A 14,306-nucleotide genomic window follows, 5' to 3' on the forward strand; every position below is an offset into this window, starting at 1 on the left:
TTGAAAGAGGTAGTTTTTTCATGAAAAATTCTTTGAATGACGATAAAGATATAATTACTAAGTCAGTAAAAAAGAAAAAGGAACCAAGAAAAGATAATGAAAAGTTCTTTTATAAATTAAAAAACTGATGACCTTTTTCTCGAGTTAGTGGAAGAATTATATCAGCTTACTTACTAGCTATAATAATTGGGGGTTTCTTGCTTTCGATTCCAGGGGTTGTAATAGATAAAAATAATCACTGAAACTTTATAACTGGAATGTTTACTGCTTCAAGTGCTATATCTGATACAGGAATTACAATGATTCAAACAAATACTGGTTATTCTTTTATTGGGCAACTTTTGATAATAATAATGTGTCAAATTGGAGGTATTGGTATACTTACAATTAAAATATCTTTACTTGTAATGATAGGAAGAAAAGTGTCTTTGGATGATCAAAATATTGCCTCGTCTGAAAGGGGTAACAACAGTTTATCTAATACAGTTGAAATGATTAAAGATGCATTTATATTTTTAATTTCATTGGAAATAATAGGTTCTATTGTTTTGTTTTTTGGATTTTATTTTACACCAATTGATTTAAATTTAGGTAAGGACTCAACAATAACAAGTCCTTATAATGATTTTGGTAAATCACTTTGAGCATCAATATTTCATTCAATTAGTGCAACAAACAATGCTGGTTTTGATATTATAAGTGGTAAATCTCTTGTTCCCTATAATCAACAAGGATCAGCAGGATATTTAATTCAAGTTACTTTTTTATGTCAATGAGTAATTGGTGGTCTTGGTTATCCAACTTATCATGATATTAAAAAGAAAATAAAAGCCAGAAAACAAGGAAAAACAGTAAAATTTTCTTTATTTACAAAAATAAACTTCATTACATACGTTACTTTATTTGTTTTAGGACCAATTCTTGTATTTTTAACAGAATGACTAACTCACGAAGAAAGCAGAATCTTATTAAATGGTGAATGAGTTCCAACTGAGAAAATGACTAAAGGTGGAGAGGTTTTATTAATAGATAAATGAACCCCAACTGGTGGTTGAAAGCCTACACATGTTTGGTTAATGGACTTAATATTTAATGTATCTTCAACAAGAAATGCTGGATTTGCAACGGTAGATGTTAATGATTTTACTGCCGGAAGTAAATTTATACTTTCGATTTGAATGTTTATTGGTGCAGCTCCTTCTTCAACTGCTGGAGGTATAAGAACAACCACATTTGCTATATGTATTTTAGCTGTGTTCTCTATTATGAGAAATAAAAAATCTGTTGAAGCATTTAAAAGAAAAATACCAGATGAAACAGTAAAAAGGGCATTTGCTGTAGTATTTATTTCATTTTTTATAGTTGTGGCAAGTATTTTAATTGTTTACTTAGATAGCAATGAAATGCTTTTTGGAACAGATGACACAGATCACACAGAAGCTACAATAATTAAACTTATAATGTATGTCTGTTCTGCTTTTGGAACCGTTGGGTTCCAACCGTTCCCGAACGAACAAATACTTAAACTGGGTGTTTTGAGTAAAATAATACTTGTAATAACAATGTTTGTCGGTCAATTGGGTATTTCCAACACGCTGTTAGCTTTTGTGAAACCAAAAAATAAGCAGAACTATGGATATTTAGAAGAAGAAATAACAATAGGTTAGAAGAATTTTAAAATTCTTCTTCTTTTATTTAAAGTCAACAAACTAGGGTTTATAAAATGGACTTTAAAGTCGTAAGTTTGACTTATATATTTAAAGTAGTAAGATAATTTCGTCAAGATTTTTAAATCTTTCGAGGTGTTAAAATGAACATAAATGAAAACATTAAGGAGCTAACAGACTCCCAAAGTTCAGTTTTAAGTGAAGAATGATATAAACTATCAAATAAGAAAATATGTAGCATTTTGGAAGTTGACCCAGAAAAAGGGTTATCAACTAAAGAAGCAAAAGCGAGATTAGAAACTTATGGTAGAAATATTTTGCCAAAATCTAAAAAACCAAATTGATTAACAATTTTTCTAAAAAGTTTCTTAGATCCTTTAAGTTTAATTATGATTCTTTCTGGTTTTGCTTCTGGGTTAGTTTCTGCAATATCAGGAAAAGTTGAAACAGTTGATATAACCGGTTTAGTAATAATAGCAATAATAGTTTTAACAAACTCAGTAATTGCAACAATTCAAGAAGTGAAATCATTAAATCAGGTCGCTAACTTAAATGAAAATAAACAAGTTGCAATCGTTTTAAGGGACTCAAAAAAAACTGAAGTAGATATTGAAGAGCTTGTTCCTGGAGACATAATCTTTGTTAATTCAGGAGGTTTTGTACCTGCAGACACTAGAATAATTTATAATCAATTACTAAAAATTGATGAGTCTGCCCTTACTGGTGAAAATGAACCAGTTAATAAAACATCTGATATTATTAAAGATAAAAATTTAATGCTTGGAGATCAAAAAAATATAGCATTTATGTCTACTTTGGTTCTTGAAGGTAAAATGACTGGCGTTATTTTTGGCACAGGAAAAGATTCTGAAATAGGAAAAATAGCTACAAAAATAACAGGACACAAACAAGAAAAAACCCCTTTAGAAAAAAAGGTTACAAAATTAACTTCAATAATAGGTCTTGCTTCAATAATTTTAGGTTTAATATTATTTTTGACTTCGTGGTTATTAAGAGAACAACTTAATGAGGTAAATCCAGAAAATGCACAACTAAAAAACTTATTATTGGTTGCTGTTTCTTCTGCTATATCTTTAATACCAGAATCATTAACCATTATTGTAAAAATTTGTTTAATGGTTGCTACTAAAAAAATGGCAAGAAAAAATGTAATAATTAAAAATCCTAAATCAATTGAAACTTTAGGGAATGTTAATGTTATATGTTCAGATAAAACAGGAACTTTAACTCAGAATAAAATGAGTGTAGATAAAATATTTTTAGACTTTAAAGAATCAAATTTTAATGACTTTAATGAAAAAAAATACCCAGAACTTGTAAATTGCATAACTCTTTGTAGTGATGCTATTGTTGAAAAAGAAAAGATTGGTAGTGCAACAGAAATTGCTACAATTGATTTTATTAAAAAGTTTAAAATTGATTATAAATTAATTAGAAAAAGCAACGAAAGACTAGATGAAATACCATTTGATTCAAAACGAAAACTAATGACAACTTTAAATGAAGTTGAAGGTAGAAAAATGGTTTATGTAAAAGGTGCTGTGGATTACCTTTTAGATATTTGTTCAAACAAATTAGTTGGTGGTAAAGTGACTCCTTTAACAGAAGAAGATAAAGTTAAAATTAACGAACAGTTATATAGTTTTGCAAAAAGAGGTCTTAGAGTATTAGGTTTCTCACAAAAAGATATAACAGGAGAAAAACAAAGATATGAAAATAATCTAACTTTCTTAGGTTGTGTTGCAATAATTGATCCTCCAAGAGAAGAGGTTAAAGCATCTATTGAAGAAGCAAAATCTGGGGGTATTAGGGTAATAATGATTACGGGAGATCATAAAATCACTGCATTTGAAATTGCAACCAGATTAGGTATTGCAGATGATCGATTTGATGGTGTTTTAACCGGATAAGACATAAATGAATTATCTAATGAACAATTAAAAGAGAGATTAAAAAGAACAAACGTATTTGCAAGAGTGAATCCAGAACACAAAGCATTAATAGTGGATTTATTACAATCAGACAATAATATTGTTGCCATGACAGGTGATGGTGTTAATGATTCACCAAGTTTAGTTAAGGCGGATGTGGGTATATCAATGGGTATAACAGGAACAGAAGTTGCAAAAGGTGTGAGTGATGTTATCCTTGCAGATGATAATTTCAAAAGTATAATTTCTGGTGTTAACTCAGGAAGAAATGTCTATGAAAAAATAAAGTATTCTATTTCCTTTTTGATTGCAGCAAACTTAAGTCAAATACTAACTTTATTATTAATATTAGCTATAAATAGAGATATTGCTTTAAATTCTGTTAATATACTCTTCCATATTTTTATTATTGAAACAATAGTTGCAGTACCAATTGGTATGCAAAAAGAAAGACGTGGAGTGATGAAAAACCCTCCACCAACACACAAAAAAGAGAGTTTATTAAAAGGGATTAGGTCTCAAATTATAATCACAACGCTATTTAATACATTGTTTGCTTTATTAAACTATGAAATAGCTGTTTGGGTATTTGGTTCTGGTTCTGAGGAAGCAAATGCATTTGGTAAAACAGGTGTTTACATTGCAATTATGTTTTCTCCAATATTTTATTCAATTCTTTATAATAATTTCTTCTTACCAATCAAGACTACAAGAAACAATAAAGAAGCTGATAAATATAGACCAAATCATTGATTATTAATTCTAATGTCAGTTGCATTAATAGCAACAACCTTAACATTGATACCTGTTTCAAAAATAAATGAGTTTTTTGATTTTACAACAGTGGGTTTAAAACCATGATTAGGAATTGTATTCTTTATTAACTCATTATTACCAACTGTTTGTATATATGGTACTTATCAAGCATTATTAAAAGTAATATAAAAGAAAAACATTATTTTATATGTTTTTCTTTTTTAAAGATATACTCTCAATAGAGTTAAAAATGAAAGGAAAAATAAAATGGAAAATATGGATTTTGAAGTTGGAAAAGGTAAGTTTTTCCACACCCTAGTTTATTATTTTGCAAAAGAATGAAAACTATCATTAACAATGCTTGTTTTGTGTATAATGTTTGTTCTACTGCATTTATCATTGCCAATACTGACATTCCAAATGACAGCTGCAATAACAAATCCTAGAGAAGATGGTGAAGTTGTTAAAAATATAATAACTGATACATGAACAAATGACTATGTACTACTAATATATGTTGCTATTGGAATAGTTGTAGTTTATTGTGTATTATCATTTATTTATGACTATTTAGCATATATAATGGGTCGTAAAATTGAAATAAGTTTAAGAAATAGAGCTTTGGAAAATCTTGTAAGACAAGATATTTCATATTACTCAGATAAAAAAATTGGAGAGATTTTAACTAAAATAGTTTCTGATACACAGATAGTAGGAGATCAAGCTGTTCAAGTTCCACTTCAATTCGGATTATCATTCTTTGAAATTATTGGTGCTGCAATATTAATGTATATATTAAGTTGACAACTAGCATCAGTAACTGTTATCACATTTGTTATATTAATGTCTTTAATGATGGTAAGTTTCTATGCAACTAGAAATAAAGTTATTAAAGTTAGAGAAAGTATTACAGAAATTAATGGTAATGTAACTGATAGAATTGCTACTGTTAGACTAATTAAATCCGCAGGTACTGAAAACTATGAAACTGAAAGATTTAAACAAGTGCATAAAGACTTCTACAATAAATCTAAAAAAGTAGGAACAAGACAAGCAATTATGTTGACTACTATGTGGGGTGGAATGTTTGTCCTTCAATTTGCAACAGTTATTGCAACAATGCTAATTTATGGACAAGAAGGTGCTGAAGGTGAGTTTATTAAACAAAGATTTGCAGCATATAACTTAGCCCAAGGACTTATGATAGGACCTCTATTTAATGTTATGGCAGCATTATTTGGACTGGCACAAGCTTCTGTTGCTGCTCAAAGAGTTGATGACACAATTAAGTCAAAATCAATTATGAATTCTCACTATTGAGATGGTGAGATAGTTAAAAAAATTGAAGGAGACATTTTATTTAAAGGTATAGAATTTGCATACCCAGAAAAACCAACAAAAGTAATTCTTCCAAAATTTGACTTTAAATTTGAAGAAGGAAAATCATACGCCTTTGTTGGAGAAACTGGTAGCGGTAAATCTACTATTGCAAAACTTTTATTACGATTCTATGATCCTACAAAAGGACAAATAATAATTAACGGAAATACAGACTTGAAAGATGTTAATTTATCAAGTTATTTAAGCCACGTTGGATATGTTGAACAAGATCCACAAATTCTTTACGGTGATGTTTTTGAAAATGTTAGATATGGATCTTTTGATAGTACCAATGAAGAGGTTATAGAGGCTTGTAAAAAAGCAGAACTTCATGAACTTGTAATGACTTGACCTGACCAATATGAAACGATTCTTGGAGAAAGAGGTTTCCTATTGAGTGGTGGACAAAAGCAAAGATTAATAATAGCGAGAATGTTCTTGAAAAATCCAAAAGTCTTAATTTTAGATGAAGCAACAAGTGCTTTAGATAATATCGTTGAAAAAGAAATTCAAGCAAAATTGGATGTGCTTATGAAAGGTAGAACAACAGTTACTATCGCTCACAGACTAAGTACAATTAAAAATGCAAATGAAATAATAGTTTTAGGTGGAAATGGAAAAGGGATAGTTCAAAGAGGAAAATTTAATGAATTAAAAACTCAAGATGGACACTTTAAAAAACTATATGAAGCTGGATTAATTGAATAATAAATTAAAGAACACCAAAATTAAATAGAACATAAAGTTATCAACCTAAGTTTTATTTAGCAATTTTGTGTTTTTTTATTTGAAAAAGTTGATTTTAAGTGTTAATTAGTAAATTTAATGTTCTCATTACACAATTGGGGGTATAATTAATTTAGGAATATTTTTTATTTTGAATATTATTATTGAAAAATCTTCCAAATTGTATAAATTTGCATTAAAAGTTGGGTATTTCCAACAAAAAAATCTTTAAAGGAGTTATAAATATGAAAGTTATAGTTTTAGGAACAAATCATGCAGGAACAACTGCTGTTAGAACACTAAAAAGACTAAACCCAGAAATTGAAGTTACTACTTATGATAGAAATGATGTAATTTCATTTTTGGGTTGTGGAATAGCGTTATGAGTTAAAGGAGAAATTAAGGATCCAAATGGACTTTTTTATGCAAACCCTGAGATTCTAGAATCTGAAGGAATCAATGTAAAAATGAAACATGAATGAATTTCGATTGATTCTAATAAAAAAACTGTTTTGATTAAAAATTTAGAAACAAATGAAACATTTGAAGACAACTATGATAAGTTGATAGTTGCAACTGGTACATGACCTTTACTGCCACCAATCCCAGGATTAGACTTAAAAGGTGTACAAATCTGTAAAAATTATGATCATGCTAAAAAAATTCAGCAAGCTAACTTAAATGATTCAATAAAAAAAGTAACTATAGTTGGAGCGGGTTATATTGGTGTTGAACTTGTTGATGCTTTTGTGGCACACGGTAAAGAAGTTACATTAATAGATCTTGCAGAAAGAATAATGCCTGTATACTACGATGCAGAATTCACTCAACATGTAGAAGATAGAATGAAAAAAGCTGGAGTAAATCTTGCTTTAGGGCAAAGCGTTAAAGAATTCAAAGGTGTTGATGGAAAAGTTACGCATGTTGTTACTGATAAAGGTGAAGTTGAAACTGATTATGTAATTTTCTCTGTTGGTGTGGTTGCGCAAACCAAACAACTTGAAGGTGTAGTCGATTTAAATGACAGAAAAGCAATTTTAACTAACGAGTACTGTCAATCATCAAACGAAGATATTTATGCAATTGGAGATTGTTCAACAGTTTTCAATAAAGCATTAAACATGGAAATGCCAATTCAACTAGCAACAACTGCAGTTAGAACAGGTATTATTGCAGCTTCAAATATTGCTAATGGGAATAAATTAGCGTCTCCAGGTTTTACAGGAGCAAATGGTATTGAAGTATTCGGATTTAAAATGGCTTCAGCTGGTGTTAGTGAAGCTAGTGCAAAAAACATGGGATTAGATTATGAAGCCATTTTATTATCTGATTCAGATCGTCCAGAATTTATGTCAACATACAAAGAAGCTTGAATCAAATTAGTGTGAGATAAAAAAACGAGAAAAATCATTGGGGCCCAAATAGCTAGTGAAAATAACCATACCGAAATCATGTATATGTTGTCATTGGGTATCCAAAAAGGACTAACTATTGATGAGTTACCATTGGTTGATATATTCTTTTTACCTCACTTTAATAAGCCATACAATTTTGTTACATTGGCTGGTTTAGAAGTTTTAGGATTAAATTACTTTAAAAAGTAAAAAATGATTAATCTTTTAATATCAAAATCAAATGATCCAGCTTATAACTTGGCTGTTGAAGAGTATTTAACTTACCATTACAAAACTCAAAATCCTATTCTATATATATGACAAAATAGCAATACGATTGTGGTTGGTAGAAACCAAAATACTTATGCTGAAATAAACATTGCAGAAGCAATGAAAGATGAAGTAAAAATTATAAGAAGAAATACAGGTGGAGGAACGGTTTTTCACGACATGGGAAATGTTTGTTATTCACTTATTGTGAATAATGATAAAAACTCACAAACTAACTTTGAAATAGCATTAAAACCAATAATTGATTATTTAAGAAACGAAGGATTAAATGCAAATTTTTCGGGAAGAAATGATATCGAAATTGATGATTATAAAATCTCTGGAAACGCACAATTAAAAACTAAGGACAAAATTCTTCAACACGGAACATTATTATTTGATGTTGAATTACCTAGGATCTTAAAGTATTTAAATGTTGATTTGGAAAAAATAAAACATCAAAAAGTAAAATCAAAACCAGCTAGAGTTGCCAATATAAAAAAAATTTTAGCTGAAGCAAATAAAGATATTGAGTTAGAAAATTTTATAAAAAATATTATTAATAGTTACACAAAAAATAATGAAGTAAAAGAAATAGAATTCACCATTACCGAAATTGAAAATATTAAAGAAATTTTGGAGAATAAGTATTTATCGAGAGAGTGAACTTTTGCTAAAAATGAAGACTTTGAAATCTCTAATAAAAAATATTTAGAATCAAAAGGTTTGATTGAAATAAAAATAAATATTGATAAAGGAAAAATCTCAAAAATTAAGATATATGGAGATTTTCTTGGATATAAAGGTACAGAGGATTTGGAATTTTCTCTAATAGGTGTAGATTACGACTATCATTCTGTAAGGGGTGTTTTAGAAAAACATAACCTTAAAGAGATCTTCGGAGATAACTTTGAAGCTGAAGATATTTTAAAACTATTAATAAATTAGGAAGGGATAAAAATATGAAATATATAACAAAATTTGATCCACTTAAAGATGAAATTGTACGTGTTATGGATAAAGATGGAAAAATCATTGATCCAAAATTAGTTCCAAATATCTCAGATGACGAATTAATCAAAGCATACACAATTATGAACCTTTCAAGAAGACAAGATGACTATCAAAACAAAATGCAAAGACAAGGAAGATTGCTTTCTTTCTTAACTTCAACAGGACAAGAAGCTTGTGAAGTTGCTTATACAATGGTTATTGATCCTAAAAAAGACTTCTTTGTTTCTGGATATAGAAACAATGCTGCTTGATTAACTATGGGTCAACCAATTAGAAATATTATGCTCTATTGAGCTGGAAATGAAGCTGGTTCAAAAGCTCCTGAAGGTGTTAATTCATTACCGCCAAACATTATTATTGGTTCTCAATACTCACAAGCTACAGGGCTTGCGTTTGCAGAAAAGTACCAAGGTAGAAATGGAGTTGCTGTAACAACAACTGGGGATGGTGGAATGAGTGAGGGTGAAACATATGAAGCAATGAACTTTGCTAAGTTGTATGAACTGCCAGTTGTATTTGTTTGTGAAAATAACAAATGAGCCATATCAACTCCAACAGATCAACAAACAAAATCAATAAATATAGCAGTAAAGGCTATAGCTACAGGAATGCCTTCAATTAAAGTTGATGGAAATGACTTTTTAGCAAGTTATGCTGTTGCAAAAGAAGCGGTTGAATTTGCAAGAAGTGGTAAAGGTCCTGTTTTAATTGAATTTGATACATATAGACTAGGTGCTCACTCATCTTCAGATTCACCAGATGTATACCGTCCAAAAGGCGAATTTGAAGATAGAACACCTTATGAACCACTTATTAGACTAAAGGCTTATATGATTGAAAAAGGAATTTGAAGCGAAGAAAAACAGAATGCTTTAAATGAGGAGCAAGATAAACATATTGCTTCAGAATTTGCATGAGTAGAGCAAAATAAAAACTATGGAATTGAAGATATATTCAATTATCAATATTCTGAATTAACTGAAGATTTAAAAGAACAAATGGCTGAAGCAAAAGAATTTTTTGCTAAATATCCAGAATCTAAAGATGGAGGGCACCACTAATGGCAATTATAAATAATATTAAAGCAGTTACTGAAGCTTTAGATGTCGCTATGGAGCGTGATAAAAACGTTATTGTTTTTGGTGAGGATGTTGGTTTAGAAGGAGGGGTTTTTAGAGCTACTCAAGGTTTGCAACAAAAGTATGGAATTGAAAGAAGTTTTAATGCTCCAATCTCTGAAGCAATGTTTGCTGGAGTTGGTTTAGGAATGGCAATGAATGGTATGAAACCGGTTGTTGAATTACAATTTCAAGGATTGGGATTACCCGCACTTCAAAATGTTATTGCAAATATATCTCGTATGAGAAATAGAAGTCGTGGTAAATGAACTGCACCAATGGTAATTAGAATGCCTATGGGTGGGGGAATTAGAGCCTTAGAACACCATTCAGAAGCTTTGGAGGCAATTTTTGCCCACATTCCAGGTATAAAAACAGTTATGCCTTCAACACCTTATGATACAAAAGGTTTATTATTAGCGGCAATTGAATCACCAGATCCAATTATTGTTTTAGAACCAACAAAGTTATATCGTGCATTTAAACAAGAAGTTCCAGAAGGGTACTACACAGTTCCAATTGGAGAAGGTTACAAAATACAAGAAGGAAATGATTTAACAATTGTTACATATGGAGCTCAAACTGTAGATTGTATGAAAGCAATTGAATTAGTTAAATCAAGTCACCCTAATGCAACAATTGAATTAATTGATTTACGTTCAATTCAACCATGAGATAAGAAAATGGTTATTGAATCAGTTAAAAAAACAGGAAGATTATTAGTTGTTAGTGAAGCGGTTAGATCTTTTGGTGTTCCTGCTGAAATTATTACAACAGTTAATGAACATTGTTTTGATTCATTGAAGGCACCTTTATCAAGATGTACTGGATATGATGTTGTTATTCCTTATGACAGAGGAGAGGGTTTCCATCAAGTAAACCCACAGAAAGTTGTAGAAGCAATTAAAAAAGTGCTTGATTACAAATTTTAGTTAGAGAGGAATTGAAATAATATGTATAAAGTAAAATTTGCAGATATTGGAGAAGGGCTTACTGAAGGTAAAGTTGCAGAGGTTCTTGTTAAATTAGGACAAGAAATTAAAGAAGGAGATGCTTTGTTTTTTGTAGAGACTGACAAAGTTAACTCTGAAATTCCAGCACCGGTTGGTGGAAAAATATCTAAACTTTTAATTTCAGAAGGGCAAGAAATAAAAGTCGGCGATGTTGTTGTTGAAATTGATGATGGAAATGAAATGGTTGATGAAAAGCCTGCATCTACATCTAAGAATGAGCCAATCGAAGAAAACGCTTCAGTTGTTGGGTCAACACCGGTTTCCAACGACGTTATTGCTTCAAGAGCAACAACAAATATTGCTTCTGAAATTTCGAATGAAGGAATTAAAGCAACACCATTAGCTAGAAAAATCGCAGCAGATAAAAATCTAAACTTGTCAACAATAAAAGGGACTGGTCCTCATGGAAGAATTTTGGTAGCAGACTTGAATTCAGCACCTGTGGGATCAGTATCAAATTCAATTTTAAAATCAACTACAAAATCCGTTGATATTGATGCTCCTTTATCATGAGATTCAATTCCAATGAGTGGAATTAGAAAAGCAACCATTAAAGCTATGGTTAAATCACATTCAGAAAACGCTTCATTTACAGGAATGAAAAATATAAATATAACTCCTACATATGATATGCGTGCAAATCTAAAGGATTGATCTGAAAAAAATGGAATCAAATTAACATACTTAGCATTTGTTGTTAAAGCAGCAGCTAAAGTTTTAGAAGAAATGCCAAATATTAATGTTCGCATTGATGAGGCAAACAATGCCATCTTACAAATGCATAACATAAATATAGGTATTGCAGTGGATACTGAAAAAGGTCTGATGGTTCCTGTTATAAAGGGAGCAAACCATTTATCTATATTTGAAATTGCAAATAAAATAGGTGAGTTAGCTATGAAAGCCAGAGATGGTAAATTAGCTATGGCTGAAATGAAAGATGGAACTTTTACAGTTTCAAACTTCGGATCGGTTGGATTAGATTACGCAACACCAATTATAAATTCACCAGAATCTGCTATTTTAGGGGTTGGTACAATGACAAAAACTCCTATTTTTGTAAAAGATGAAATTAAAACGGGTTGAATCATGCCATTCTCAATGACATGTGATCACAGGATTATTGATGGTGGAGATGCAGGTAGATTTTTAATGAAGATTGAAAATTACCTAAGCAATCCAGCATTACTATTAATTTAAAAAGGGAGATGCAGGATGTATAAAGTAAAATTCGCAGATATTGGAGAAGGACTTACTGAAGGTAAAGTTGCAGAGGTTCTTGTTAAATTAGGACAAGAAATTAAAGAAGGAGATGCCTTGTTTTTTGTCGAGACCGACAAAGTTAACTCTGAAATTCCAGCACCAGTTGGTGGAAAAATAGCTAAACTTTTAATTTCAGAAGGACAAGAAATAAAAGTTGGCGATGTTGTTGTTGAAATTGATGATGGTAATGCAACAGTGGGCGAAAAGTCTTCTTCTGAAGAAGAAAATGCTTCAGTTGTTGGTTCAACACCCGTTTCTAATGATGTTATACCAAGTAGAGGTCCAGCACCCGTGCAACAAACCTCTAAATCAGAATCTGCTCCAATAAAACATACAGATATTGAAGAAAGTTTTGATGTTATTGTTATTGGTGCTGGTATTGGTGGATATGTTTCAGCAATTAAAACAGCTCAAATGGGATTAAAAACATTAATTATTGAGAAAAAATACTATGGTGGTGTTTGTTTAAATGTTGGGTGTATTCCAACAAAATCATTGTTAAGAACTGCTAAAGTTTTTGAAGATATAGTTCATAAAGCAGCAAACTTAGGAATTGATATGAAATCAAATGAAGAACCAAAAATTAATTGAGGAAAAGCACTTGAACGTAAAGATGGTGTTGTTAATAAATTAACTAGTGGGGTTCAAGCTTTACTGACTAAAAATGGTGTAAAGCAAATTATTGGAGAAGCTTCTGCTTTAGATAAAAATACTATTATTGTAAATGATAAGAAATATCACTGTGATAATTTAATTATTGCAAGTGGTTCAGTACCAAATGAATTACCATTACCTGGATTTGCTGAAGGAAGAGAGAGTGGATATTTAATTGATTCAACAAAAATTCTTTCTTTACCAAAAATACCAAAAGCTTTAACAGTTATTGGTGGAGGTGTTATAGGAATAGAGTTTGGTTGTTTATTTGCGGCCCTAGGAACTAAGGTTACTGTTGTTGAAGGAGCACCAAAAATTCTTCCTATGTTAGACCAGGATGTAACAACTTTAATGACAAAAATATTAAAAGAAAAATACAAAATTGAAATATTTACTAATGCAAAAGTTAAAGAAGTTAAAGGTAAATCGGTTATATTTGAAGTTGATGGAAAAGAGCAAGTTATTAAATCAGACTACTGTTTAGAATCAATTGGTAGAAAAACTGTAACAGCAGGATTTGATGAAATTGGCCTTGAGTTATCAGAACGCAAATCAATTATTGCGAATGAATATGGAGAAACAAATATAGAAGGTGTTTATGCAATTGGGGATGTCACAAGTAAAATCATGTTAGCTCACGTTGCTTCACATGCCGGTATTGTTACTGCAAACAGAATAGCATTAAAAGCAAATAAACCAGATGCTCATGACTTAAAAATGGATTATTCAAAAATTCCAAGTTGTATTTATTCTCATCCAGAAATTGCTATGATAGGTAAAACTGAGCAACAATTAAAAGAAGAGGGTGTTGAATATAAAACATTCAAGTTCCCTTTTGCGGCAATCGGAAAGGCACTGGCAGATGATGATACAACAGGGTTTGTAAAAATAATTTGTGAGCCTAAATATAAAACATTACTTGGTGCACATATTATTGGTAATAGAGCAACAGATATGATCTCAGAGTTCACAACATTAATTGAATGTGAAGGAACAATTACAGAATTAGCAAGAGCAATACATCCTCACCCAACCATGAGTGAAGCGATAGGTGAAGCTGCTGAAGCATTAGAATCAGGAAAATCATTAAACCTTTAAT

The 14,306-nt window shown here is 30.5% G+C and carries 10 protein-coding genes; all 10 read left to right on the plus strand.

Annotation, left to right across the window (positions count from 1 at the left end; all coding sequences use genetic code 4):
* Positions 1–20: 20 nt before the first annotated feature.
* The 10 genes from SMONO_RS00600 to lpdA all read left to right on the plus strand — a co-directional run bounded on the left by SMONO_RS00600 (position 21) and on the right by lpdA (position 14,305).
* Positions 21–1,667: a TrkH family potassium uptake protein gene (locus SMONO_RS00600; RefSeq protein ID WP_101780422.1), complete on the plus strand. Its 1,647-nt coding sequence runs from the start codon at positions 21–23 to the stop codon at positions 1,665–1,667.
* A 143-nt stretch (positions 1,668–1,810) separates the two neighbouring features.
* The gene (locus SMONO_RS00605) at positions 1,811–3,598 is read left to right on the plus strand and encodes an HAD-IC family P-type ATPase (protein ID WP_101780423.1); all 1,788 of its coding nucleotides are present in this window, start codon (positions 1,811–1,813) and stop codon (positions 3,596–3,598) included.
* Positions 3,599–3,664: 66 nt separating this feature from the next.
* A complete protein-coding gene (locus tag SMONO_RS04385) occupies positions 3,665–4,564 on the plus strand; it encodes an HAD-IC family P-type ATPase (RefSeq protein ID WP_101780424.1) in 900 nt (299 codons plus the stop codon).
* Between the two features lie 78 nt (positions 4,565–4,642).
* The gene (locus SMONO_RS00615) at positions 4,643–6,463 is read left to right on the plus strand and encodes an ABC transporter ATP-binding protein (protein WP_101780425.1); all 1,821 of its coding nucleotides are present in this window, start codon (positions 4,643–4,645) and stop codon (positions 6,461–6,463) included.
* 263 nt (positions 6,464–6,726) lie between these two features.
* Positions 6,727–8,085 carry an FAD-dependent oxidoreductase gene (locus SMONO_RS00620; RefSeq protein ID WP_101780426.1) on the plus strand — a complete coding sequence of 453 codons (1,359 nt, stop codon included), beginning with the start codon at positions 6,727–6,729 and terminating at the stop codon, positions 8,083–8,085.
* A 3-nt stretch (positions 8,086–8,088) separates the two neighbouring features.
* Positions 8,089–9,093, plus strand: a complete 1,005-nt coding sequence (gene lplA / locus SMONO_RS00625; RefSeq protein WP_101780427.1) for a lipoate--protein ligase — start codon at positions 8,089–8,091, stop codon at positions 9,091–9,093.
* Between the two features lie 14 nt (positions 9,094–9,107).
* Positions 9,108–10,220: a pyruvate dehydrogenase (acetyl-transferring) E1 component subunit alpha gene (gene pdhA, locus SMONO_RS00630; RefSeq protein ID WP_101780428.1), complete on the plus strand. Its 1,113-nt coding sequence runs from the start codon at positions 9,108–9,110 to the stop codon at positions 10,218–10,220.
* Entirely contained in the window at positions 10,220–11,209 is a 990-nt protein-coding gene (locus SMONO_RS00635) for an alpha-ketoacid dehydrogenase subunit beta (protein ID WP_101780429.1), read from the plus strand. Before pdhA ends, SMONO_RS00635 begins: the two co-directional genes overlap by 1 nt.
* Positions 11,210–11,230: 21 nt before the next feature.
* A complete protein-coding gene (locus SMONO_RS00640; protein WP_101780430.1) occupies positions 11,231–12,490 on the plus strand; it encodes a dihydrolipoamide acetyltransferase family protein in 1,260 nt (419 codons plus the stop codon).
* 15 nt (positions 12,491–12,505) lie between these two features.
* Positions 12,506–14,305 (plus strand): dihydrolipoyl dehydrogenase, encoded by a 1,800-nt coding sequence (lpdA, locus tag SMONO_RS00645; RefSeq protein ID WP_101780431.1) that lies wholly within the window; start codon positions 12,506–12,508, stop codon positions 14,303–14,305.
* The last annotated feature ends 1 nt before the right edge of the window (position 14,306 follow it).

Origin of the sequence: Spiroplasma monobiae MQ-1 (assembly GCF_002865545.1) — a bacterium.
Taxonomy (GTDB): Bacteria; Bacillota_I; Bacilli_A; order Mycoplasmatales; family Mycoplasmataceae; genus Spiroplasma_A; species Spiroplasma_A monobiae.